This window comes from bacterium, from assembly GCA_030649055.1.
In the GTDB taxonomy this organism is placed as follows: Bacteria; Patescibacteriota; Minisyncoccia; order UBA6257; family JAUSGH01; genus JAUSGH01.
The window spans coordinates 16,422-38,502 of sequence record JAUSGH010000001.1; the positions used below are offsets into that span (position 1 = coordinate 16,422).

Annotated in this window: 22 protein-coding genes and 1 tRNA gene; 12 read left to right on the forward strand and 11 right to left on the reverse strand. The window is 53.1% G+C overall.

The annotated features are described in order from the left end of the window. Positions 1–597 precede the first annotated feature (597 nt). From Q7R85_00095 to Q7R85_00105, 3 genes are all read right to left on the reverse strand, one after another. Entirely contained in the window at positions 598–1,146 is a 549-nt protein-coding gene (locus Q7R85_00095) for a hypothetical protein (GenBank protein ID MDO8584512.1), read from the reverse strand. 118 nt (positions 1,147–1,264) lie between these two features. Further along, entirely contained in the window at positions 1,265–1,549 is a 285-nt protein-coding gene (locus Q7R85_00100; protein ID MDO8584513.1) for a hypothetical protein, read from the reverse strand. A 65-nt stretch (positions 1,550–1,614) separates the two neighbouring features. After that, on the reverse strand, positions 1,615–2,016 hold the full coding sequence (locus Q7R85_00105; GenBank protein ID MDO8584514.1) for a hypothetical protein: 402 nt from the start codon (positions 2,014–2,016) through the stop codon (positions 1,615–1,617). Between the two features lie 139 nt (positions 2,017–2,155). Between Q7R85_00105 and Q7R85_00110 the strand changes: the two genes are divergently transcribed. Together Q7R85_00110 and Q7R85_00115 are read left to right on the forward strand one after the other, a co-directional pair. Further along, the gene (locus Q7R85_00110) at positions 2,156–2,500 is read left to right on the forward strand and encodes a hypothetical protein (GenBank protein ID MDO8584515.1); all 345 of its coding nucleotides are present in this window, start codon (positions 2,156–2,158) and stop codon (positions 2,498–2,500) included. A 63-nt stretch (positions 2,501–2,563) separates the two neighbouring features. After that, complete coding sequence (locus Q7R85_00115) at positions 2,564–4,114, forward strand: YifB family Mg chelatase-like AAA ATPase (protein MDO8584516.1); 1,551 nt, start codon at positions 2,564–2,566, stop codon at positions 4,112–4,114. Between the two features lie 55 nt (positions 4,115–4,169). On the opposite strand, the gene Q7R85_00120 is transcribed toward Q7R85_00115, so the two are convergent. Then, positions 4,170–5,294 carry a hypothetical protein gene (locus tag Q7R85_00120; protein MDO8584517.1) on the reverse strand — a complete coding sequence of 375 codons (1,125 nt, stop codon included), beginning with the start codon at positions 5,292–5,294 and terminating at the stop codon, positions 4,170–4,172. A gap of 593 nt (positions 5,295–5,887) precedes the next feature. Between Q7R85_00120 and Q7R85_00125 the strand changes: the two genes are divergently transcribed. Next, positions 5,888–6,232, forward strand: coding sequence for a hypothetical protein (locus Q7R85_00125; GenBank protein ID MDO8584518.1), 345 nt, complete (start codon positions 5,888–5,890; stop codon positions 6,230–6,232). A gap of 107 nt (positions 6,233–6,339) precedes the next feature. Here Q7R85_00125 and Q7R85_00130 read toward each other — a convergent pair whose 3' ends face one another. The 6 genes from Q7R85_00130 to Q7R85_00155 form a co-directional block, all read right to left on the reverse strand. Then, the gene (locus Q7R85_00130; GenBank protein ID MDO8584519.1) at positions 6,340–8,451 is read right to left on the reverse strand and encodes a polyribonucleotide nucleotidyltransferase; all 2,112 of its coding nucleotides are present in this window, start codon (positions 8,449–8,451) and stop codon (positions 6,340–6,342) included. Positions 8,452–8,603: 152 nt separating this feature from the next. Next, positions 8,604–9,182: an NYN domain-containing protein gene (locus tag Q7R85_00135; GenBank protein ID MDO8584520.1), complete on the reverse strand. Its 579-nt coding sequence runs from the start codon at positions 9,180–9,182 to the stop codon at positions 8,604–8,606. Between the two features lie 36 nt (positions 9,183–9,218). After that, positions 9,219–9,482, reverse strand: coding sequence for a 30S ribosomal protein S15 (gene rpsO, locus Q7R85_00140; GenBank protein ID MDO8584521.1), 264 nt, complete (start codon positions 9,480–9,482; stop codon positions 9,219–9,221). Positions 9,483–9,550: 68 nt separating this feature from the next. Continuing rightward, positions 9,551–10,645 carry a S1 RNA-binding domain-containing protein gene (locus Q7R85_00145; protein ID MDO8584522.1) on the reverse strand — a complete coding sequence of 365 codons (1,095 nt, stop codon included), beginning with the start codon at positions 10,643–10,645 and terminating at the stop codon, positions 9,551–9,553. 291 nt (positions 10,646–10,936) lie between these two features. Further along, a complete protein-coding gene (locus Q7R85_00150; GenBank protein MDO8584523.1) occupies positions 10,937–11,548 on the reverse strand; it encodes a hypothetical protein in 612 nt (203 codons plus the stop codon). A gap of 317 nt (positions 11,549–11,865) precedes the next feature. Next, complete coding sequence (locus Q7R85_00155) at positions 11,866–12,477, reverse strand: hypothetical protein (GenBank protein MDO8584524.1); 612 nt, start codon at positions 12,475–12,477, stop codon at positions 11,866–11,868. Between the two features lie 200 nt (positions 12,478–12,677). Here Q7R85_00155 and Q7R85_00160 point away from each other — a divergent pair, with 200 nt between their 5' ends. The 9 genes from Q7R85_00160 (at position 12,678) to Q7R85_00200 (ending at position 21,153) form a co-directional block, all read left to right on the forward strand. Then, positions 12,678–13,271, forward strand: coding sequence for an MBL fold metallo-hydrolase (locus Q7R85_00160; protein MDO8584525.1), 594 nt, complete (start codon positions 12,678–12,680; stop codon positions 13,269–13,271). A gap of 104 nt (positions 13,272–13,375) precedes the next feature. Further along, on the forward strand, positions 13,376–13,774 hold the full coding sequence (locus tag Q7R85_00165) for a hypothetical protein (protein ID MDO8584526.1): 399 nt from the start codon (positions 13,376–13,378) through the stop codon (positions 13,772–13,774). Between the two features lie 96 nt (positions 13,775–13,870). Continuing rightward, entirely contained in the window at positions 13,871–16,294 is a 2,424-nt protein-coding gene (gyrA, locus tag Q7R85_00170) for a DNA gyrase subunit A (GenBank protein ID MDO8584527.1), read from the forward strand. A gap of 18 nt (positions 16,295–16,312) precedes the next feature. Then, positions 16,313–17,602, forward strand: coding sequence for an extracellular solute-binding protein (locus Q7R85_00175; protein ID MDO8584528.1), 1,290 nt, complete (start codon positions 16,313–16,315; stop codon positions 17,600–17,602). Positions 17,603–17,692: 90 nt separating this feature from the next. Further along, positions 17,693–18,223: a pilin gene (locus Q7R85_00180; GenBank protein ID MDO8584529.1), complete on the forward strand. Its 531-nt coding sequence runs from the start codon at positions 17,693–17,695 to the stop codon at positions 18,221–18,223. Positions 18,224–18,277: 54 nt separating this feature from the next. Beyond that, on the forward strand, positions 18,278–18,712 hold the full coding sequence (locus Q7R85_00185; protein MDO8584530.1) for a hypothetical protein: 435 nt from the start codon (positions 18,278–18,280) through the stop codon (positions 18,710–18,712). A gap of 95 nt (positions 18,713–18,807) precedes the next feature. Beyond that, positions 18,808–19,179, forward strand: a complete 372-nt coding sequence (locus tag Q7R85_00190; protein ID MDO8584531.1) for a hypothetical protein — start codon at positions 18,808–18,810, stop codon at positions 19,177–19,179. A 91-nt stretch (positions 19,180–19,270) separates the two neighbouring features. Continuing rightward, a tRNA-Leu gene (locus Q7R85_00195) sits at positions 19,271–19,356 on the forward strand. A 24-nt stretch (positions 19,357–19,380) separates the two neighbouring features. Next, the gene (locus Q7R85_00200; protein ID MDO8584532.1) at positions 19,381–21,153 is read left to right on the forward strand and encodes an ABC transporter ATP-binding protein; all 1,773 of its coding nucleotides are present in this window, start codon (positions 19,381–19,383) and stop codon (positions 21,151–21,153) included. 5 nt (positions 21,154–21,158) lie between these two features. On the opposite strand, the gene Q7R85_00205 is transcribed toward Q7R85_00200, so the two are convergent. Next, entirely contained in the window at positions 21,159–22,067 is a 909-nt protein-coding gene (locus Q7R85_00205; GenBank protein ID MDO8584533.1) for a tyrosine-type recombinase/integrase, read from the reverse strand. Positions 22,068–22,081 lie beyond the last annotated feature (14 nt).

Below are 22,081 nucleotides of genomic sequence, written 5' to 3' on the forward strand. Positions count from 1 at the left end.
TAAAGCAATGAATCAAAAAAGCAACACAATGTTTACCGTCAAACAATGTTTACCGTCAAACATTGTTTCAGGCGAGGATGTTTGCCGGCAAACATTTGAAATGTATCAAAAGCCACTAAAAATACGGCAAGAGTACTGTTAATACGGCAAAACATGCTACTTTGCCGTATTTGTTTTATATTTTCGGTGAAATTGTTTCACGTCAAACACGCAGACAAGAAAACAATAAAGCAATAAATCAAAGAAGCGACAGATGTTTGCCGTCAAACAATTGTTTGACGGTAAACAATTGTCTTGGGTGGAGGACATCGAAAAAACGTGATAAAGTGTTTGCCGTCAAACAATTGTTTTGGTAAAAATGACAAAAGTGTAGGTTTAATCAACCGATTGGATTATGGAGAAATTGCCTAGAAAGTAGGCTATAAAATGTTTAACAGATTGTTTAACGCCATGTAAATAAGTCAATCGGATAGGTTTAATCAACCGATTGGATTAAAAAACACCCGTGAAACAAATTATACTGTAAAACAATATTGTGCGACAGATATGTAAAGTGTAACGGCCAGCTCGAGGTTGTCGGGCTGGCCGTCGTGTAGATCACTTCTTGCTGTTCGCGATGCGGTGCTGCTCGAGCCGTTCGGCGGCAGCAAGGATGGAAAGCCAATACTGCATGAGTTCCGCGGTATCGTCGCTGCCGCCGGGCCGGCAGTCCAGGATGCGCTTTAACGCGGCGATGAGCTCTCGGCGTGTTTCGCCGTCAAACTCTTCGACGGCGATCGTTTTGACGCGTAGCGCTCCGGCAATCATATCTGCGACAACGCTCGCATCCTTTTCGTCTACACCGCCATAGGCACAGATGGATGATTCCAGCATCGTGCCGATGCGCAGATTGTGGACACACGCAATCGCGTCAAGGTCTCCCTGCAGCTGCGCGCCTTTGAGGAGGACATCCGGCGGCGACATGATATTTCCGACGTACGCATGAAGTTCCTCGTGTGTCATGTGCTGGAGCGAATTCTGCCGTTTGTACAGCCACCAGTGAGCGCGTTGGCACCAGTAGTAGATACCGCTCATCGCGAGCACGAGCAGTGCGAGCCCGACGACCGTCTGTCCGAACGGTGTGAGGAGCCGATACAAGGTATCCATGTGACCTCCGTAATGGAATGGCGGTGAATAACTGATTACAGTATAACGCTATTATTTAAAAAAAGAAAATCGCCGGCTCCCGGGAAGGGGAGTCGGCGATCGGTGCGTTCGTGGGGTGCTAGCGTCCGCTGGGCGACCACTTCGTCAGCGGCTCCAGCTTGTAGATGACGATGGCGCCATCCGCGGGATGGAAGCAGGGGAGGAACCCTTTCTCCACAAGCCACGCGGCGCGCTCCTGGAACTTGCACTGGGCAAGGAGCGCCCTGCTGCACTGACCGGGAGGGAGGTTGAACCGCTCGTGCTCCACGAGCGTCAGCCCGTCCTTCAGACGCTCCCGTACTCCGCGCCAGGTGAAGATGCTCTGGCCGATCTTGGTCGGGTTAGGAACGGCGTTTCTGGGCATCCCATTTCTCCTTCTGACAAACCGAATGGCGGAGGACTCCGGACAGTTCTGTTTACTCCTTTCTGTTAGGCGACCGCAGTAACATCCGGCGCCACGAGGTTCACGATGCTCTCGGCATCCTTGAGGAAGCCGTAGACATTCTCCAGTGCGAATGGGATGTCGAAGCGCACTTCGTTGAAGCTCCAGTCGGCGCTGAGGTTTTCGTTCAGGTCGTGGAAGACCCTCAGGAGCAGCTGCCATGCCTCCCGAGTTGCGTCCCACGCCAGCTTCTCACTGAGCGTAGTGGGATTTACCCCAACGACGTCAAGGTAGAGTACGCACCGGTGTGCATCACCGCGGTGACGTTCCACGGTGAACGTGCGCCGCAGGATGCCCTTCGTTGCGTGGTGCTGCGGCCCATTGTCGGTCACCACATCCCTGTTGAGCTGTACGCAAATCGCGACAGCTCCGGTAATCCGTTGCATCATCGCGATTCCCCTGAAATGAGAACCTGCTGTTTATAGTCAGCTTACACAAGCCAACCGATTACTAGGAAGTAGTATAGCAATTCATTAGCATTTTGTCAATATTGACTTCGCTTGGCGTGGACAATAATATAAACGATATATGGCATTCACTAAAGAACAATTTGCAATTTTACGGTTGAAGTTGGAGGAGACGCTTGCCGATATTAAAGACGAGCTGAAAGGCGTTGATGGGAAAGTGACGGATATGGGCAGTGACAACGATCATCTTGAAGAAGAAGAGGATGAGGCCGAGGAGTTTTCCGTAAACGTTGCGATTGCGGGTGGATTAAAGGATCGTCGCGAGAATGTTGAAGTCGCGCTCCAGAAAATGGCTGAAGGGAAATATGGGAAATGCGAGAAGTGTGGCATGGACATCGGCATGGACGTGCTCATGGCCGACCCTGAATCGCGACTTTGCAAGCATTGTAAGGAGGGCGCGAAATAGCTTTAAAAATTATAGGAGAAAACGAAAGGTGCAAAACGCCTTTCGTTTTTTCTATACAAGAAGATGAAAAACTTTTCAAAACTGTATTCCGCGGAACTTGACGGCATTGACGCGCGGCTGATTGAAGTGGAGACAGACGTGAATGTGGGGCTCCATAGTTTTGCCATCGTCGGACTCGCGGATAAATCCATTTCTGAGGCAAAAGAGCGTGTGAACTCCGCGTTAAAAAATATCGGTGCCAAAGCTCCGAACCGCGAAAATCGGAAAATCGTTGTGAACCTCGCGCCGGCGGATGTAAAAAAAGTCGGTTCGCACTACGACCTTGCGATCGCCCTTGGGTATCTTTTGGCTACCGGTCAGATTGCGCCCGTTGATACGAAGAGCAAACTTTTTCTTGGCGAACTTTCACTTGAAGGAAATCTTCGGCCGGTCGGCGGGGTGCTGAACATGGTGCGCGCGGCAGCAGCGAAAGGGTTTGATGAAGTTTTTGTGCCAAGCGCGAATGCCCGCGAAGCGGCGATTGTGGAAGGCATCGCCGTGTACCCTGTTGTTGCCTTGCGCGAGCTCGTTTCGCATCTTGAAGGGAAGGCGGGGATTGAGGCGCAGCCGAAAACCGAAATCATGGACGCGACCACGGGTATGGTGGACTTCGCGGAAATTAAAGGCCAAGCGTACGGTAAGCGCGCGTTGACCATTGCCGCGGCCGGTGGACACAATATTTTTATGGTCGGCGCTCCCGGTGGGGGAAAGACCATGCTCGCGGAAGCGTTCGCCGGAATTTTGCCTCCGCTCACGACCGAGGAGGCGCTGGAGGTGACGCAAATATACAGCGCCGCCGGCATGCTTCGTGAGGCGCCATACATTTCCGCGCGGCCGTTCCGCTCGCCGCATCACACGGCATCTCCCGTGGCTGTCATCGGCGGGGGAACGAACCCACGCCCGGGTGAAATCAGCTTGGCGCATCGCGGCGTGCTTTTTCTTGATGAGATTCCGGAGTTCCGCCGTGACTTGTTGGAGGCATTGCGCCAGCCGCTGGAATCCGGAAAAGCGCATATTGCCCGCGCCAACGGCAACACCGTGTTTCCGGCGCGGTTCACGCTTGCCGCGGCAATGAACCCATGTCCTTGCGGCTACCATGGCGACGAAGAAAAGGCGTGTACTTGCGGCGCGCATGAAGTGCTCCGCTATCAGAAAAAAGTATCCGGTCCATTGCTTGACCGCATTGACATCCAAATCCGCGTGCCGAGAGTGAAACCGGAGGAGCTGCGCGCAAAACTTGTGTCCGGCGAAACAAGCGCGGAGGTCCGCGCAAAAGTCATTGCCGCGCGCGGAGTGCAAGCTGAACGGTTTGCGCGGCTGGCAGTGAAGGCAAAACACCGCCCTCGCGTGAACGCGGAGATGACTTCAAAACAGTGCGACGACTATATTGTATTTACCGCCGAAGCGGAAAAGTTTTTAAACACCGCGCTCAAAGGCGCCCAGCTTTCCGCCCGGGGATATTTCCGCGTGCTGAAGGTGGCGCAAACCATCGCGGACTTGGAAAACGCTGAGAAAGTTTCCGATGCACACCTCGCGGAGGCATTCGGGTACCGGCTACGGAATCAGGAGATGTAATCAAAAAGCCCCCGATGTTTTATCGGGGGCTTTTTGATTTGATGTATAACATTACCTACATTCCCAAAAACGGCAGAATTGCTTTCAGTCCGTTGAATGATGTGGAGATGATGAGGTAGTTGCCGAAGATGCCGTAGTTGAATGACGCTCCGGGTTTTGTGAATGTTGCATAGCGCGTAGGAACACCATTTACTTGCCCGGCCTTGAATTCGCCTTTCGCGCCCGGATCTTCAATGTAGAAAGGAGCAAGGTTAGCCGATTCAAGCCGGGCAAAGGTGGTTTGCGCGTCGCTCGGGATTGCCGAGGGCTTCAGCGCGGCAACGTACCCCGGCCAATGGCCGTTGTTGTCAAAATACGCGAAGCCGGAGAAATCGTCGGCGATAAGATCTTTGATGGTGTTGGCGGCAAGTTCGGGTACGAGCGCGTTCAAGAAATCACCGAACGGAACTTGGCCGCCATTTGAAAAAACAGCGAGTTCGTCCATCACGTGCGGTGCGGTGTGATTCGTCACCTCGCGGACTGTCGCCGCCATAATTGCCTCGGCGGTTATTGAAGGAAGGTCGAGCTGTGCTTGTGATGGTAGCGGATTGGGAAAAAGGGAAACATGCGGCAGCGGTTGTGGCGCTGAAACCCTCGGCGTCACAACGGGCTCGGGTTCCGGCGCTTGCGGAGTGAATATAAGCGGGTAGACGACGTAATAACCCAAGAGTCCCAGCACGACGACGCCAACAATACTTCCGCCGATAATGGCGATAAGTTTTCCGGATGGGTTCCCTGAGATCGCAACGCCATCGGGAAGTTGACCAATGGTTCCCGGCGCAAACACGGGCGTTTCATCGTCCAGGTCTTCCAATCGGATTTTTTTTGCTTCAGCTCCGGCACCTCCTGATGCCGAAAGCGTTTCCGCGTCCGAGGTGAGCGAACGAATGCGTACTTCCGGTCCCGGCGGGGGAGGGGTTTTCATTTCAGACGGCGCCATCGGCGTCGGAACAGTTGAAGGCATTCCGGACGGGGCAACGGGTGCCACGTGCTGAAAGTCGCGCGTCATCGGCGGCGGCGGAGGCGGAGTGGGTCGCGGAGGAACCAGCGGAGGCGGAATAGGACGAGGCGGGAAAGACGGCTGATTATTTGCTAATGACTTCGGCGGAAGATTATTAAGATTTGATGGGAGGTTGTCCATACCCTGTGCTACAACTTCGATTTACCCTGTGCCACAACTTACATACGCAATTTTTGGAAGATACCTTACCTATTGAGGCGTTCGCAATGGCCATTTCCTCAATCACGTATGATTTGTTGTGGCACAGGGTTTAAGTTTGTAATATACTTCAAGCATTTTTGAGATATCAACGCTTTGTTATAAATCCCAAAATATCGCCTTGGCGTGCCCTACGATCGAAGTTGTCGCACGGGGCATATTTTTTATTGTAACATAGAACCCATCTCAAAATATGCCTGGCCGCGATACTGGTCAATTTCGCCCGTCGCAAGGAGCGAGGACGAGAGTGTATCCACTGTGATACTCCGAGTCCGTTGCGACACTGCGACGGGCGAAATTGGCCGTATCCCGAAGGGTTGCGGTAGTTTTTGCACGATGCGGCGTTACTCCTCGGAGTTGTAGCGCTGGGGCTACAAACTCCTTCGTCGCGCCTTGCATCGTGCAAAAACTCCTCGCAACGCGGCTCAGGGATATTTTGAGATGGGTTCTAATTGACGCCAACCCTCTATTCCTTTATATTATTATGCAGTGCAGGCAGCAACGGGAGGTGAGCGATGACGTGGGAAGAATTTCTGAAGCCGGATCTCAAAGGGCGCGAGGCCGAGATCCGATGGGGTGTCGGGTCTGGCGAACGCGGGTGCATCGACAACATCATCTACTACGCCAGGACCGGGGTCGTCTCTGTGTACTGGCGCCTCACCGCTATGCGCTGGGACGTGACAGCGCCGTGGCGGAAGGTGGGCGAGGAAAGGGGCGGTAACCTGGACGACCCCATCTTCCAGGTCGTCGGCGACCCGGAGAAGAAGGAAGACGGATCGGTGCTATTTCATTTTGGTGGTGGTGAGGTGGAGATCTCTCCTCCTGAAGCCGACCGCCAGGCGAAGATCCTCTGTCCGTAGGCAGCCGACGGTTGGTAGTAGTACAACGCGAAAACGCAAAGGCCCCGGTGGTAAATCCATCGAGGCCTTCTACGTTTTACGGATCAACTAGGGCTGTCATCCACGCGCTATCCCCGCGATTTCTCTTCCTGCCCCATGGCTTTCAAGGATAACCCGATCTTCCCATGTTCGGAGCGGACAACTTTCACGCGCACGTGGTCGCCAAGTTTCAATACCTCCGTCACTGTTTTCACGAACCCCTCTTTCAATTCGGAGACGTGAATCATGCCGTCCTGGTCACCACCCAAATCCACAATCGCGCCGAATTCCAGAATCCGCACCACGTTGCCTTCCACGATATCACCGACTTTATATTCCTTGGTGATGCCTTCAATTTCGCGCTTCGCGGCTTCGGCGATTTCGCTGGAAGCACCAGTGATGTACACGAATCCGGTCTGGTCAATGTCAATAGACATGACGCCGGTCTTGGCGATGATGCCGTTAATCATTTTGCCGCCAGGCCCTATGATGAGCCCGAACTTCTCCGGATCCATCGGCATGATGATGATTGCCGGCGCGTACTTGGAAAGCGTGGCGCGTGGCGCCGCAATTGTCTTCTCCATCGCGCTTAAGATGTGCAAGCGCGCGGCTTTTGCTTGCGCCAAGGTCTTCGCCGCCATCTCCACCGTGAGTCCCTGGATTTTCACATCAAGCTGAATGGCGTTCACGCCGTCGCGTGTACCAGCGATTTTGAAATCCATGTCGCCATAGTGGTCCTCCGGCCCCTGGATGTCCGTCAGCACTTTATATTCGCCGTTCGCTCCGGTCATGAGTCCCATCGCGATACCCGCCGCGAGTTTTTTCATCGGCACACCCGCGTCCATTAAGGCCATTGAGCCGGCGCAGACCGTTGCCATGGACGATGAGCCGTTGGACGAAAGAATTTCCGAAACCAAACGGATGGCGTACGGAAATGTTTCCTTTGACGGAAGCAAATTCACGATGGCTTTTTCCGCCAACGCGGCGTGCCCGATTTCGCGCCGTCCAGGTCCGCGCATGGGGCCCGTTTCGCCGACGGAATATTTCGGGAAGTTGTAGTGCAAAAGGAAGCGCTTCTTTCCGGAGAAATCCATCGTCTCAACAAGCTGCTCGCCGGACGGCGGCGCAAGCGTCACAACCGCCAATGCCTGTGTGTTGCCGCGGATGAAGAGCGCGCTACCGTGGAGGCGTTCAAGCACGTGTGTCTCGGTGTAGAGTTCGCGCACCTCGTCCAGTTTGCGGCCGTCCGGACGGCGCTCTTTGGTCAAAATCTGTTCATGGACAAGTACATCAACCATGTCCTCAAACAAGTGCTCCGCCATGCCGAGCGCCGCAGCGTCCGCCTCGCCTTCTTTCAAATGCTCCATGAGTCCGTCGTGCACAGTCGCCATTTGCTCCTGGCGGGCAACCTTTTCTTTGGTGTATACCGCGGTTTCAATTTTATCTTTCAGGTATGCCGCGACTTTCTTTTTCAACTCCTCGTCCGGTTCCACGAGCGGAAGCGCCGCTTTCGGTTTGCCGATTTCTTTCACCATTTTTTCCTGCAGCGCGACAAGCTTCGCGATTTCTTTTTGCGCGAGGGTGAATCCTTCCACGGTCGCGTCTTCCGATGCTTCGCGGCCTTCAAGCTCAATCATGTTGATGCGGTCTTTCGTTCCCGCAACAAATGCATCAAATTCCGGCTCAATCACGTCGGGGAGCTTTGGGTTGACCTGCAAGGCGCCGCCAAGACGCGCGATGTTTACTCCCGCGACCGGTCCGCCCCACGGAATATCCGAAATGGCGAGCGCGGCAGACGCGGCCATGAGCGCCGCGAAGGGATGGTCGTTTTCTCCGTCAAAAGAAAGCACGGTGAGAATCACCTGGATTTCACGGCGGATACGTTGGTCAAACAACGGGCGGATAGTGCGGTCAACGAGACGGCCGGCCAAAATGGCATCGTCCGGCGCCCTGCCTTCGCGGCGCATAAAGCGGCTACCGAGAATTTTCCCGACGGCATAAAAACGCTGTTCGTAGTCAACGGTGAGCGGCAAATAATCTCCTTTTGAGGAATTTTTACTCATAACAGCGGTCGCCAAAACGGCGGTGTCGCCATAGTGGCAAATGACCGCGGCGTTTGTCTGCTCCGCGAGCCGTGAAACTTCAAGCGTGAGCGGTCGGCCCTGAAAATCTATCGTGAACGATTTTTTATTGAGATCCATGGTTTGAGCGCGTTGGCGTCTCACCGGATCTCGCAGGTCAAGAATCAAGAATAAAGAATCAATTCACAATCGATTACTTATTCCTGGCTCCGACCGTTGCTATCTCGGCAATTCCGCTCGCGCAGTTATTTTTTAATTTTTTAATGTATGACCTATACCTGACCTTTTTTTAATAATATCTTCGGAATGTCCTCAAGGGCGATAAACTCATCCGCTACCTCTTTTATTCTCGCATTTGTACTGCGGCTGAATGCGGCAACCTCCACCGTGCGTCCTTTGCCCCACTTTAAGTATTCCACGAGCGGCACAAAATCGCCATCACCGGTCACAAGCACCACTGCGTCCAAAAATTCCGCCATGCGAATGGCATCCACCGCCATGCCAACGTCCCAATCCGCTTTTTTCGCGCCGGAGGCAAAAATTTGGATGTCTTTCATGCGCAGCTCAATGCCCACACGGCGGAGCGCGTCAAAAAACGACGCCTCGGGGGTGAGTCCGGAGCTGCCTCGTCCCTCCGCTGGAGCTTGCACGGGATGCGAGTCGTGTCCGCCTTCCACGTCGGATTTCACCACGTAGGCGATGGCGCGGATGAGTTTCCGCCCGGCAAGCAGCGTCTTTAAGAGCTCCTTATAATTCACGCGTGAGCTGTAAAGATTCTTCGCCGAGTGATAAAGGTTCTGGATATCAATAAAGATTCCGACGCGCTGCTCTTTATTTTTGATTGCTGCCATAAAATTTCTTACGTCCTACTTCTTACGTCTTATTTCTTATTTAAGCCCCAGCTTCTTTACTGTCGCAGTGTGCGCTTTGGCATCATTTTTTGCGAGATAGGCCAAAAGGCGGCGGCGCTTGCCGACCATCTGCAGGAGTCCGCGGCGGGAGGTGTTATCTTTCGGATTCTTTTTCAAGTGCGCCACGAGTTCGTCAATACGGCGGGAGAGAATGCCGATCTGCACGCCGGAAGAACCGGTATCAGTGTCGTGTATGGCATGCTCTTTTACGATGATTTTCTTTTTTCTTGGAGTTAACATATGAGTTTTGGTAATGGTTCGACTGTGCTCACCAAATAAATATTTCCTGAGCTTGTCGAAGGAATACTCTACTTTTTAAGTTTAAGAATAATGCGTTTCTCGGCGGGTTTCACTGTTGCAATATGGAACGTGTACGACTTGCCCAATTCAAGTTGCTTTTTCATTTCATCAACGCCTCCGAACTCCGACACGTGGATAAGGCCCTGGATATCCGCATCCAGCGCAACAAACGCGCCGAACGGATTGAACTTCGTGACGGTGCCTTGCACATCGGTGTCATCTTTGTATTTCTCCGGCACCTTGAGCCACGGGTCTTCCTGAAGGGCTTTGAGTGAAAGCGAAACGCGGCCGTCCTTGATTTCAAGGATTTTCGCTTTGATGGAATCATTCACTTTCACGATTTCTTTCGGGTTTTCAATGAGGCGATGGCTTAATTCCGAAATGTGGATAAGGCCTTCAATGTCCGGGTTGTCCGCGAAGCGTACAAACGCGCCGAAGTCCGCGACTCCCGAAACAATGCCTTCCACCATGTCGCCCACCTTATACTTCTCCAAAAGCTCCTTCACATTCGTGCTCATAGTCTCGCGCTCGGAGATGATGAGCTTGTTGGTGCGGGGATTGAGGTCAATGATTTTCACCTTCAATTCCTGACCGATGAATTTTTTGAGTTCCTCAAGAATCTTGCCTTTGTCGCCGTCCTCAATGTGCGGATAGTGGTCCGGGGTCAATTGCGACACCGGCAAAAACGCTTTGACGTCGCCGATGGGGGCAATGAGTCCGCCGGAATTCGCCGCCGTAATTTTGACGGTAACAATTTCCCCGCGCTCCAACAGATTCTTGATGTCCTGCCACGCGCGTTGCTTGCCGGCTTCGGCGAGCGAGAGTTCGATATAGCCGTCGTCATTTTCCGGATCAACGACCTTCGCGCTGACTTTATCGCCCGGCTTCAGTGCTTTCACGGCTTCCGCGGCGTTGGAATATTCGGCGCCGTACACAATGCCGGTGCCGAACCTGCCGAGATCAAAATAGGCGGACTTGGTTCCTTTGCTTAAAAATACTGCTTCAACGAGGTCGCCGTGCTTTAATGTAGCGAGCAGGCCAGAATCGCCTTTCAAGAGCTGCGTAATGGGCGAATTCAACTTCTTCGGAATGGTAATGGGCATATATATATGTAGTCCTTCGACTTTGCTCAGGAACTATATAGTTGGTGAGCTTGTCGAACCACTACAACCGTGAGGATGAAATTTACTTATAATGTCGCTTTTCGGCGCATCCCCGGCAGCCGATCCGCAATTACTCCAAATGATAGCGGAGTCCGCTCAAAAATGCAAGCGCGTACTCTGTCATTGCGAAGGGCCGATAGCCATCGGCCCTGTGGCAATCTTACATTATAAAAACCCTAAAAATGGATTAGGGGCGGGTGAGCATTATACTCACCCGCCCCCGTTGCTGTTCTACTGGCCGTTGTTGCCGGACTCACCGTTCCCGCCGCTCGTCGCCGCGGTCACGGGCTCGAGTGCCGGCTCGGTCGTCGCCAGAGCCGGTTCCGCCGCCGGCGTGGTCGTGGGCGGCTGCGTTGCCGCCGCGATCTGCGCCTGGAGCGCCTTGATGGTCTTCTGCGCGTTCGCCGCGCGTCCGTTCGCCTCGGCGAGCTTCCTGCGCGCCTCGCTGAGGTTGTTCTTCAAGTCGTCCTCCGCTCGCAAGTTCGTGTCCTTCAGCGCCTGAATCGTCTGCTGCGCTTTCAGCCGCTGGTCGTCCTTGCCGTGCTGGTAGGCCTCGTCCATGACGTCCCACAGGCTCTGCATGGCCGGGACCTCTCCCGTGTTGGTGTTGATCGTCTGGCTCATGAGCCAGGAGAGGAGACCGTTGTAGTCGCCGACCTGGCGGATGACCTTCGCCTTCTTCCCGTCGAGCATCGTGATCTCGCTCCCCGGCACGTACTTGTGCGCGGGATTCTCGATGGTCATCGTGGGCACAAACTGCAGCAACCGGCCGCCCTCGTACTGCTTGTGGGCCTCGCACCAGCCCGTCTCCACCACTAGGAACCGTCCAACCAAACTCTTCATCACGACCCGCTCCTTTCCACCAAAATGGGTGAAACCAGATCTTTCGCGCAACCCGCCGAACGACGGATACTAACGCGAAATTAGATACAGTATACTCTTTCGCCGGAAAAAGTCAAGCCCCCATAGGCGTCGCGCTAACGGCTCAACGGCGTATGCCCCGTTGAGCCGTTAAAAATTGAGGAACTAAGCGGCTTCTTAGTGTACCTTTTGCCCCACAAGCGGCAGGGTCGGCATCAGAAAGGAATCGTATATAAAAGGAAGCGGCCGCAGGTTTCAGGAACCTGCGGCCACGGTGCTTGCGTCGTGCGCGTTGCGCACTATGACTGCGCGTTGCCGACGATCTTCTCGATCATCTGTGTGGTGATGATGCCCTTCGCTCCCTCGACGGCATCCAAGAGCTGATCGAGGCTACCCTTGTGCTGGTCGCAGCCGCCGATCTTCGCTTGTATGCGGTCGGGTTCGTAACTGCGGTAGTCCAGCCGGGCACCGCTCTTGAACATCGCGACGACGCGTTCGCCCGCCGCCTTGCACTGGACGAACGCGGCGATGTTGTTGTAGAGGTTTTCCGGTCCGCCGCAGACGAAGCAACCCGGGGTCTGGTCGAGGCCGATGCCTCTCACCCAGAAGAACTCGCCTTCGCCATCCGGCCGCTTGTCCGGCTTGCCGTGGGAAGGGGTGCCGCGACGCGGATGCGGCTGGAGTTCGGGGTAGATTGTCTTTTCGGCGTCGTTGCCGAATCCGATGGGCGACTTCGTGATGCCTTCCCCCAGAATGACACAACCCTTCTCGCACTCCCCGCAGTTCCACGTTGCCGCGCCACCGCCGGACGCCATGCTGTAGCCGGAACGGTAGCCGCAGTAGGGACAGCCGAACTCTTTCATCTCAGCGAAGCTGACTGCGATGATGTCAGCGGATTTGTTCTCACTCATCGCCAGATCTCCTCAAAAGAGGGTCTTCCCAAATGCGCCTCGTTAGAACATCTAACGATGCTGGCATAATAGCACGCAATATATTGATTTGTCAAGCGCCGTGAAATCTCGCATTGCGTGCGTTGCTTAATCGAAAAAATTTTGCTACTCTTCCATATATACTAGTGGCTAAACCCTAGTCGCTAGTGGCTTCTATATATATGGTCATCAACTGGTACGGTGAAGGATGTTTCAAGGTTGCGAGCGGCCCGCTGACGCTGGTTTCCGATCCCTTTGAATCCGGTAACGGATTAACACCGCCGCGGTTTAAGACCGACTTGGTGTTGAAGACCGGCGGCTACGGCGCGTACGCGTCGGAAAAAGACGCGGAAGCACGGTTGGTTTCAGGCCCTGGCGAATACGAGGTGAAGGGGATTGAGGTTTCCGGCTACCCATCAGGGGTGGGCGCAGTATATATGGTACGCATGGAAGAAATGCGCCTTGTGTTTCTTGGTGGACTGTCAGCCGAACTTACCGCCGACGTCCAGGAGCAGCTCATCGGCGCGCATATACTATTTGTTCCCGCGGGAGGTTCTCCGCAGCTGGAAGCGAAGGATGTCGCGACGCTCATCAAAAAACTTGAGCCGAAAATCGTCATCGCGTCATTTTTCAGGATTCCGGAGTTAAAGCGCAAGGCCGAAGATTTGAAAGAGCTTGAAAAATCGATGGGGCAAAAATTTGAAATTGTTGATAAGCTGACCATCAAAGCGAAAGAAATCGGCGAGGGGTTGCGGCTCATTGCTATGAAGCTATAGCAATGAAATGTCTAATTCCTAATAACTAATTTCTAATTACGGTAGCGCTTCGACGGGCTCAGCACATAAATATTTCCTGAGTGGAATCGAAGGAATACAATAACATGAGGCGTTGGATAGAAGACATAAGAAATTCCGATGAGGCGACAAAGCAGCGCTGGGTTATTGGGTTTACGGTTGCGACATCAAGCATCGTTGTGGCATTGTGGATGGGATACGTTGCCTTGCAAGTTCCGGACATCACGCAACCGAAAGCGAGATTACTTGCGAACGCGGGAATAGCGGCGCGGACAATAACCGCCCCGCCTAAAACAGCGGGCGTCACGGAAACATTTACGGCGGGAGCGGGTGCCATCGCGGACGGCATCGGTTTGCGGTTGAGTCGCGGCATCGCGATGGTGAAAGGGATTCTTGGTCCCTCAAACACCATCGAGGTGCGCGGAGTAAAACAAGATTTTATACTGAAAGGCGTGGAAGCTGTGCCGGAGACGGAGTTTCCGTAATGTCCGTAGTCGGACGTCCGAAGACCGGCAGCCGAGTCAGCCGCCTCGTCTTCGGTCAAGCGCAGCGATCGAACATCCGTCATCCAACTTAAACTCATGGACAACGTAGAAAAACGAGAAATAACCCAGGAGCTTCGCGATTCGTATTTGGATTACGCGATGTCGGTCATTGTGTCGCGCGCGCTGCCGGATGTGCGCGACGGTTTGAAGCCCGTACAGCGGCGTATTTTGTACACCATGCACGAGCTGGGACTTACCTCCACCGCGAAGTTCAGAAAGTGCGCGAAAATCAGCGGCGACACGACCGGCAACTACCACCCGCACGGCACGGTCGCGGTCTACGACGCCTTGGCGCGCATGGCGCAGGATTTTTCGCTGCGTTACCCGCTGATTATCGGCCAGGGAAATTTTGGATCGATCGACGGCGATCCGCCGGCGGCTGAACGTTACACTGAGGCGAAACTTTCCAAAATCGCGGACGAATTGCTTACCGATATTGATAAAGAAACCGTGGACTGGCAGCAAAACTATGACGGCGTGCGCATGGAGCCGAAATATTTTCCGGCGAGATTGCCGAACATGCTGTTAAACGGCGCCGTTGGTATTGCCGTCGGCATGGCAACCAACATCCCCCCGCACAATTTGACGGAAGTGGTGGACGCGACGCTGCACACGATTGATAATCCCGATGCCACCGCTGAAGACCTGATGAACTTTGTGAAAGGGCCGGATTTTCCGACGGGCGGAATTATTTACGACCGCAAAGCAATCACCGCCGCTTACATCGCCGGCCGGGGTGCCATGACCATCCGCGCGCTTGCGGAAGTAAAGGAGCGCAAAGGCGCGAAAGGCGAGCAGTACAACATTGAAATCACGGAGATTCCGTACCAGGTGAATAAATCCGAGCTTATCGTAAAGATGGCGGAACTCGTGACTGAGAAAAAAATTGACGGTATCCGCGACATCCGCGACGAGTCCGACAAGGACGGTATGTCCATTATTGTTGAATTGAAAAACGACGTACCTCCGCAAAAGGTATTAAACCAGCTCTATCAATACACCGACCTGCAAAAAGATTTCCATTTGAACCTCTTGGCCTTAGCGGACGGCCTGCAACCGCGGGTCATGTCCATCAAGGACGTCATCGCGGCATACATTGCTCACCGGAAAAACATGGTGCGCCGCCGCGCGGAGTTTGATTTGCGGAAAGCCGAGGAGCGCGCGCATATTTTGACCGGTCTCGTGAAGGCGTTGGACGACATTGACGCGGTGATTAACACCATCAAGAAATCCGAAGATCGGAACGCCGCGCACGCGAACCTGATGAAAAAGTTTAAGTTTTCAGAGATTCAGGCGAACGCGATTTTGGAAATGCGTTTGCAGACGCTGGCCGCGTTGGAACGGGAAAAACTTGATGCCGAACTGAAAGAAAAGAAAGCGCTTATCGCGGAACTGCAACTTCTCCTAAAAAGCGCGGCAAAAATTTTGGGCGTCATTAAAAAAGAATTGACCGAGTTGAGGGAAAAATACGGCGACGAACGGCGCACGAAAGTGGTGGTCGGGGGACTCAAAGAATTCCGTCAGGAAGACCTCGTGCCGCAGGAAGACGTGGTGATTACGCTTTCTCATGGCGGCTACATCAAGCGCGTGCTGCCGGAGGCGTTTAAGAGCCAGCACCGCGGGGGCAAGGGACTCATCGGATCGGACGTTGCCGAGGAAGATTTCCTCCAGCATTTTATTTCCGCGAACACGCACGACAACATGCTCTTTTTCACGGATCGCGGAAGAGTATTTCAGACAAAAGCGTATGAAATTCCTGAGGGTTCGCGCACGTCAAAGGGAAAGTCCGTGCATAACTTTTTGGAAATTTCTCCGGAAGAAAAAATCAGCGCGGTCATCAGTTACACCAACGACGACAAGGGCTACCTGGTAATGGCGACGAAAAACGGCATGGTCAAAAAGACCGCGCTTACTGATTTCGGCAATGTCCGCCGCACCGGCATCATCGCGATTCGCCTCAAAAAAGGCGATGAGTTGAATTGGGTTATGCTTTCGTCGGGTGGTGATGAGTTGCTGATCACAACCGCGAATGGTCAGGGTATTCGTTTCAAAGAATCACAAACCCGGCCGATGAGCCGTACGGCAAGCGGCGTTCGCGGTATCCGCCTCAAGGGGAGCGACCACGTGAGCGGATTGGAAATTGTGAAGAAAGAAACAAAAGACGCGCGTCTCTTAACCGTCATGGCAAACGGCTATGGCAAGCAAACGGAGGTGAAGGAATATAAAACGCAGAATCGCGGAGGATCGGGTGTCCGCGCCGCGAAAATTACGGCAAAAACCGGACCGCTGATTTCCGCGCATCTTGTTTCAGACGAAACGGAACTTTTAGTACTTTCAGCAAAAGGACAAATCATTCGCACGTCATTGGAAAGCGTCCGCCAAGCCGGCCGCGCCACGCAAGGCGTCCGGATTATGAGCTTGAACGCGGGAGATCATTTGATAGGAGTCATCTGCCTTTAGTTGTGGTAATATTGTAGTATGTCTCGTCGGCTTTTGATTACATTGGGAGTTTTGGCGCTCATCGTCGTCCTTTTTGTATTGGTGTTTACCGGAGTCATCCCCGGTCTCCGAAAGGACATCACCGCGAATAAAGTCGCGCTTTCCATGTGGGGCGTGTTTGACGCGCCGGATGCATTCAGCGCGGTAATAAACGCGTATAAAGCGCAAGCGCCGAATGTGTCAATCGCGTACAAGCAATTTGCTCCGGAGGATTATGAGCGTGAACTGGTGAATGCGTTGGCGGCGGGGAAGGGGCCGGATATGTTCATGGCGCATAACACCTGGCTCCCGAAACACTATGACAAAATGCTTCCGCTGACCGGCGAATCGCTACCCATCGCGACATTTCGGAATCTGTTCCCGCGTGTCGTGGAGCAGGACTTCGCGCCGGACGGCCTCATCTATGCCCTTCCTTTATATGTAGACTCTCTGGCGCTCTTCTATAATAAGGACGCGTTTGATAACGCGGGCCGTGCCGTGCCGCCGAAAAATTGGGAACAAGTAAATGCCTTGATTCCCAAACTCCGCGCCATTGACCGGAGCGGAAAAATTACGAAAGCCGCGGTTGCTATCGGCGGTTCGCCTAAGAGCATCAACCGCGCGACGGATCTGCTTTCGCTTATTATGATGCAGGGCGGCGCGCCGATGGTCTCCGAGGGTTTCGGCGGCGCGCAGTTTGCCGTGAAAGGGGCGGCTGGGTTGGATTTCTATACGCAGTTTGTTGATCCAAAAAGCCCGCTCTACACATGGAATGACCAACTGCACTATTCACTGGACGCATTCGCGGAGGGGAGCGTGGCGATGATGTTTAACTATCAGTACAACATCGCCGCGTTGAAGCAGAAAAATCCGTTTTTGATGTTCGGCGTCGCCGGAATGCCGCAGCCACGCACCGCCGCGAATCGCGTTGATTACGCGAACTACTTTGGGCTTGCGGTTTCGGGACGTAGCCGCAACGCAGCCGCGGCGTGGGATTTCATCAAGTTTTTGACGACAAACGAAAATGTTTCCGCGGCGTATCTTCGGGCAAACGGCCATGCGCCGGCGCTTCGTGTGCTTATTGACGCGCAGAGCGATGAGTCCGACGCCGGCGTGTTCGCGAGGCAGGCATTGACCGCGCGGTCATATCCGCAAATTGACAATACCGAAGTGGAGCGCGTCATGGGCGAGTTGATTGAGAACGCCATTTACGGAAAACTTCCGAAGGACCGGGCTTTGCGGCAGGCAGAGGATGCGATAACGACGCTGATTAGGGAACGGGCGAAGTAATCCCCTTGTCATTCTGAAGCCGATAGCCATCGGCTGAAGAATCTCAGAGATCCTTCGCTCCGCTCAGGATGACACAGCATGCGTATATTTATGAAAAAATTTTTTATCACATCAAGCATCGCCTTTCTCGCAAACACGTCAATCGTGTCCGCTGCCGGAATCGTTCCGCAGTGCGAAGGCGTCACCTGCTCCATCTGCGATCTCATTAAGCTCGCGCATAACGTGATTCAGTATGCTATTCAACTTTCGTTCGCGCTCGCCGTGGGAATGGTGGTGCTTGGTGGCTATTATCTGATTACCGCCGGCGGTTCGGAAGAAAAAGTGACGCAAGGGAGAAAAATTGTATGGTACGCGGTAGTGGGACTGGGCATCGTGCTCTCGGGTTGGGTGCTTATCAATACCATGTTTCAGATTCTCATTAAGTCGCCGTCACCGCGGCCATGGAATGATATTCCCGATGATTGCGGATTGCCCGGAGTAGTGAATACGATGTCGGCGCCGCCGGTGGTTGGGGCGTCCGGCGCGTTGGAGCCTCAGGGTCCATCGAGCGATCTCATGACTAACCCGAACGACGAAATCAATCAGCGTTTTCGCGCGCCCGGGGGCGGCGGGAGTTTGTAAAGCCCGCACGCTTGCTTAACGGCGGCAGAACAATGTGTTAGGGTAAAATAAATCATGCTTAATCTTCTCGTCAAAACTGCGCACGCGATTACTATCGCTAACCCGTTGGGATACAATACGATTTCCGATCTTATTTGCGGCATCGCTGCCGCGTTGGCGGTGATTGCCGGAGCTATAGCGGTGATTATGGTGCTCTACGGCGCGTTCCAGATTTTGACCGCCGGAGGAGAACCAAAAAAGTTCGAGGAAGGCAGGCACACCATTATTTACGCCGCGATCGGTCTCGCGGTGGTACTTCTTGCGAGCGGCATTGTTTCGCTGGTAGGAAATATTTTAGGTGACGCCGGAATACAAACGGGAATCTTCAGCTGCGGACGGGGCGCGCCGACACAAAATATCCCCGTTCCCATCGTTCCGGAACGTAATCCGTTGTGGGGTAATGACTTCCCAATACCGTCATTAGATGAGCGTTCTACATTGCGTTTATAACGCATCCCGGGCACTTTCGCTGTTTTTTAGAAACGGATATGTTATATTGAAACCATAGCATTTTACCGAAAGGTCGATTATTCACAACATTCAACATGAAAAATACATTAAATAAATTGGCTGTCGCGGGGGTGGTGGTGATGGCGCTTGCTCCGCTCGCGAGCTTCGCGATTGTCGGCGTCAACCCGACGCTCCCGTCGGCTGATCTCACTCTCGGAAAGGTAACGACTCTCATTGGCACGATTGCCAACTGGATATTCGCCATTTTCCTTGCCGTCGCGGTGGTGTACATTCTCTACGCGGCGTATTTGTACTTGAAAGGAGAAGAGGCGGAAATTGAAGAGGCGAAAAAGCGTCTTATCGCGGCAGCGATTGCCATCGCAATCGCGTTACTCGCAAAAGGTATTCAACCGTTGGTGGAGAACTTGCTCGGAAGCCAAGGGCAAGGAGGCGCAGGAATCCTTTAGTAGCAAGTGTTGCAAATCAAAAACTCCCTTGATGTTCATCGGGGGAGTTTTTGATTTTAGTGATATTATGTTATGATGGCGGGGAAAGCATGCCCTCGTGGTGCAACTGGCAGACACGCAGCGCTTAGGACGCTGTCCCCTAAAGGGTTGGAGGTTCAAATCCTCCCGAGGGCACCAATAAACCAAGAACACGTTCGTTATATGAACATCCCATTGATTTATCTTTTTAGAAAAATGTGGCGATACGCCGAAGATAACCGGCGCAACGTGGTGTTGTATATCTCCATGTTTGTGCTGGCGAATCTTATAAGCGCTCTTGAACCGCTTATCGTCGGCGTATTTCTGAATGCCGTTCAGTCGGAGGGAGTGCGCGCGGAGAATGTCCCACACCTTTTTCTTCTCCTTTGCTTGCTCCCGCTTCTTGAAGTAACATTCTGGTCTTTGCACGGACCGGCGAGAACGATTGAGAATAGGAACGCCTTCATTGTTCGCGCGAATTATAAAAACTATCTTTTGCGCGGCGTCATCGCTCTGCCCATTGAGTGGCATACCGACCATCATTCCGGAGATACGATTGATAAGATTGATAAAGGAACTGAGGCGCTATTCGGTTTTTCAGAACGGACGTTTGAAGTGCTGCAAACGATTATTATGTTAATCGTTTCGTTTGGCGTGCTGTTCTTCTACGACCGCGTCGCGGGAATTGTGGCGCTCACGATTAGTGCGCTGACGTTTTATATCATTGCACTTTTTGACAGGAAACTTGTGCCGGGATACAAACGCGTGAACCGTATGGGGAACACTATTTCCGAGAAAGTTTTTGATGTCTTGAGTAACGTGACGACCGTGATTATCCTTCGCGTCGAATCGCTTGTCCTCGCATCCATCGACACATTCATCCGGAAACCGTTCGCGCAGTATAATATCAACAGCAAATTGAACGAATGGAAATGGTTTTCCGCGGCATTCCTCGGGCGGATGGCGGTTGTTGTAGTGGTCGGTCTGTATCTCTTTTCGCGTCTCGGGACGGGGAGCATTCTTATCGGCACGATTTACATTCTCTATGGTTATGCAAATCAGATACGCGAGGCATTCTTCAAATTTTCATTTCTCTATAACGACATTGTCCGTTATCGGACATCGGTCAGTAACGCCGAAGAGCTTTCGGAAAATTTTCGCGACGCCGGCGTGTCCGCGGGAAGACAACTTCCTGGAGAATGGTCGGTTATCGCGGTCGACGGATTATCGTTCTCATACCATGCGGAAGATGGCGCAACCCTTCACTTGGATAACGTCTCCTTGAGTGTGCGCAAGGGAGAACGCATTGCGTTTATCGGTGAAAGCGGCGGAGGAAAAAGTACGTTCCTCAAGGTCATGCGCGACCTTTACCACCCGAGGACGCTTGCGCTAACGGTGGATGGAACACCGATGCCCGAAGGGTTTCTCGCGATTAGCGACTCAATCTCCCTTATTCCGCAAGATCCGGAAATATTCGCAACCACCATACGGGAAAATATTACGTTGGGCGTTGATTACACGGATGAACACGTCGGCGCGTTCACCGACATGGCCGCATTTACTGACGTGGTCAGGCGTCTTCCGAAAGGGCTGGAGTCGTCAATCGTGGAGAAGGGGGTGAACTTGTCCGGAGGTGAGAAACAGCGCCTTGCACTGACGCGCGGACTTTTGGCGTCCGTTGACAAAGATATTGTGCTGCTGGATGAACCGACGAGCAGCGTTGATTTTCATAATGAGCTCCAAATCTACGAGAACATATTTAGCGCGTTCCCAAATAAAACGATTATTTCCTCCGTGCATCGCCTGCATTTGCTGTCGCTTTTCAACTCCGTCTACTTTTTGCGGGACGGAAAAATCATCGCTGCGGGTTCATTTGAGGAGCTGAAAAAATCATCGCTCGAGTTTCAGGAGTTGTGGGAACAATACATCCGTACGAGAGATGCCTCGGTGTTGTAGGCGCCTTATCTCCGTCTTCCGTGAAAACTTTTATGAATTTCTTTCAGTTCTTTGTTGGTGAGGTGGGTATACACTTGCGTCGTTGAAACATTGCTGTGTCCGAGGAGTTCCTGCACCGAGCGGAGATCCGCGCCGTTCACGAGGAGGTCGGTGGCAAAAAGATGGCGCAAGCCATGCGGAGTGAGTCGCTTCCCGACAATGCCGGCTTTCTTGCCATAGTAATGAATAAGCCGCTGCACGGTGCGCGGAATGATGCGCCCCAACACCTTCGGCTGCTTCGCTTTGCTCATGCTGACAAACAGCGCTTCGTCGGCATCACCGCGCCCGGCGAGATATGTGTCAACGGCTTTCCTTGCGCGGTCGGAGATAAACACTACGCGTAGCTTGTCTCCTTTGCCGCGCACGGTGATTTCACCTTGCTTGAAGTTAAGGTAGCGGCTTAATTTGCAAAGTTCCGAAACGCGCAGTCCCGTGGAGAAAAGCATTTCAAGAATTGCGCGATCGCGGAGCGCGCGGAGATCGGTGCCCGAAGGCGCGGCAAGCAGGCGTTCCAGTTCGGCATATTCAATAATTTCAATTTGCCGGTCGCCGAGCTTTGGGAGTTCTATTTTTTCGGGAGAGGGAACAACGTAATCCTGCTTCGCGAGATATTTCAGAAAATTGCGGATAGCGATGACGTAGTAGCTTTGGGTGCTTTTCTTGAGCGGCTCGCCGGATGGGGCGCTGGTGCGGGCGAGCGCGAGGCGAAAATCCTTTATTTTATCAAGGGTGAAATTACGCAACGTCGTGACGCCGGACTGCTTGATGAAATGACGCAAATAGCGCTCGTAATTCTCGCGCGTTTTTGGCGAGCGGTTTTTCTCAACTTCAAGGTAGTCCAGATATTCTTTTAAAAGTTTTTCAATCTCGATCATTATCTTCAGTATAC

What these genes read in the sequence shown, in the direction of transcription:
- Q7R85_00095 (MDO8584512.1), bottom strand. Translation starts at nt 1,146, where the DNA reads ATGGATACCTTGTATCGGCTCCTCACACCGTTCGGACAGACGGTCGTC.
- Q7R85_00100 (MDO8584513.1), bottom strand. Translation starts at nt 1,549, where the DNA reads ATGCCCAGAAACGCCGTTCCTAACCCGACCAAGATCGGCCAGAGCATC.
- Q7R85_00105 (MDO8584514.1), bottom strand. Translation starts at nt 2,016, where the DNA reads ATGATGCAACGGATTACCGGAGCTGTCGCGATTTGCGTACAGCTCAAC.
- Q7R85_00110 (MDO8584515.1), top strand. Translation starts at nt 2,156, where the DNA reads ATGGCATTCACTAAAGAACAATTTGCAATTTTACGGTTGAAGTTGGAG.
- Q7R85_00115 (MDO8584516.1), top strand. Translation starts at nt 2,564, where the DNA reads ATGAAAAACTTTTCAAAACTGTATTCCGCGGAACTTGACGGCATTGAC.
- Q7R85_00120 (MDO8584517.1), bottom strand. Translation starts at nt 5,294, where the DNA reads ATGGACAACCTCCCATCAAATCTTAATAATCTTCCGCCGAAGTCATTA.
- Q7R85_00125 (MDO8584518.1), top strand. Translation starts at nt 5,888, where the DNA reads ATGACGTGGGAAGAATTTCTGAAGCCGGATCTCAAAGGGCGCGAGGCC.
- Q7R85_00130 (MDO8584519.1), bottom strand. Translation starts at nt 8,451, where the DNA reads ATGGATCTCAATAAAAAATCGTTCACGATAGATTTTCAGGGCCGACCG.
- Q7R85_00135 (MDO8584520.1), bottom strand. Translation starts at nt 9,182, where the DNA reads ATGGCAGCAATCAAAAATAAAGAGCAGCGCGTCGGAATCTTTATTGAT.
- rpsO (MDO8584521.1), bottom strand. Translation starts at nt 9,482, where the DNA reads ATGTTAACTCCAAGAAAAAAGAAAATCATCGTAAAAGAGCATGCCATA.
- Q7R85_00145 (MDO8584522.1), bottom strand. Translation starts at nt 10,645, where the DNA reads ATGCCCATTACCATTCCGAAGAAGTTGAATTCGCCCATTACGCAGCTC.
- Q7R85_00150 (MDO8584523.1), bottom strand. Translation starts at nt 11,548, where the DNA reads ATGAAGAGTTTGGTTGGACGGTTCCTAGTGGTGGAGACGGGCTGGTGC.
- Q7R85_00155 (MDO8584524.1), bottom strand. Translation starts at nt 12,477, where the DNA reads ATGAGTGAGAACAAATCCGCTGACATCATCGCAGTCAGCTTCGCTGAG.
- Q7R85_00160 (MDO8584525.1), top strand. Translation starts at nt 12,678, where the DNA reads ATGGTCATCAACTGGTACGGTGAAGGATGTTTCAAGGTTGCGAGCGGC.
- Q7R85_00165 (MDO8584526.1), top strand. Translation starts at nt 13,376, where the DNA reads ATGAGGCGTTGGATAGAAGACATAAGAAATTCCGATGAGGCGACAAAG.
- gyrA (MDO8584527.1), top strand. Translation starts at nt 13,871, where the DNA reads ATGGACAACGTAGAAAAACGAGAAATAACCCAGGAGCTTCGCGATTCG.
- Q7R85_00175 (MDO8584528.1), top strand. Translation starts at nt 16,313, where the DNA reads ATGTCTCGTCGGCTTTTGATTACATTGGGAGTTTTGGCGCTCATCGTC.
- Q7R85_00180 (MDO8584529.1), top strand. Translation starts at nt 17,693, where the DNA reads ATGAAAAAATTTTTTATCACATCAAGCATCGCCTTTCTCGCAAACACG.
- Q7R85_00185 (MDO8584530.1), top strand. Translation starts at nt 18,278, where the DNA reads ATGCTTAATCTTCTCGTCAAAACTGCGCACGCGATTACTATCGCTAAC.
- Q7R85_00190 (MDO8584531.1), top strand. Translation starts at nt 18,808, where the DNA reads ATGAAAAATACATTAAATAAATTGGCTGTCGCGGGGGTGGTGGTGATG.
- Q7R85_00200 (MDO8584532.1), top strand. Translation starts at nt 19,381, where the DNA reads ATGAACATCCCATTGATTTATCTTTTTAGAAAAATGTGGCGATACGCC.
- Q7R85_00205 (MDO8584533.1), bottom strand. Translation starts at nt 22,067, where the DNA reads ATGATCGAGATTGAAAAACTTTTAAAAGAATATCTGGACTACCTTGAA.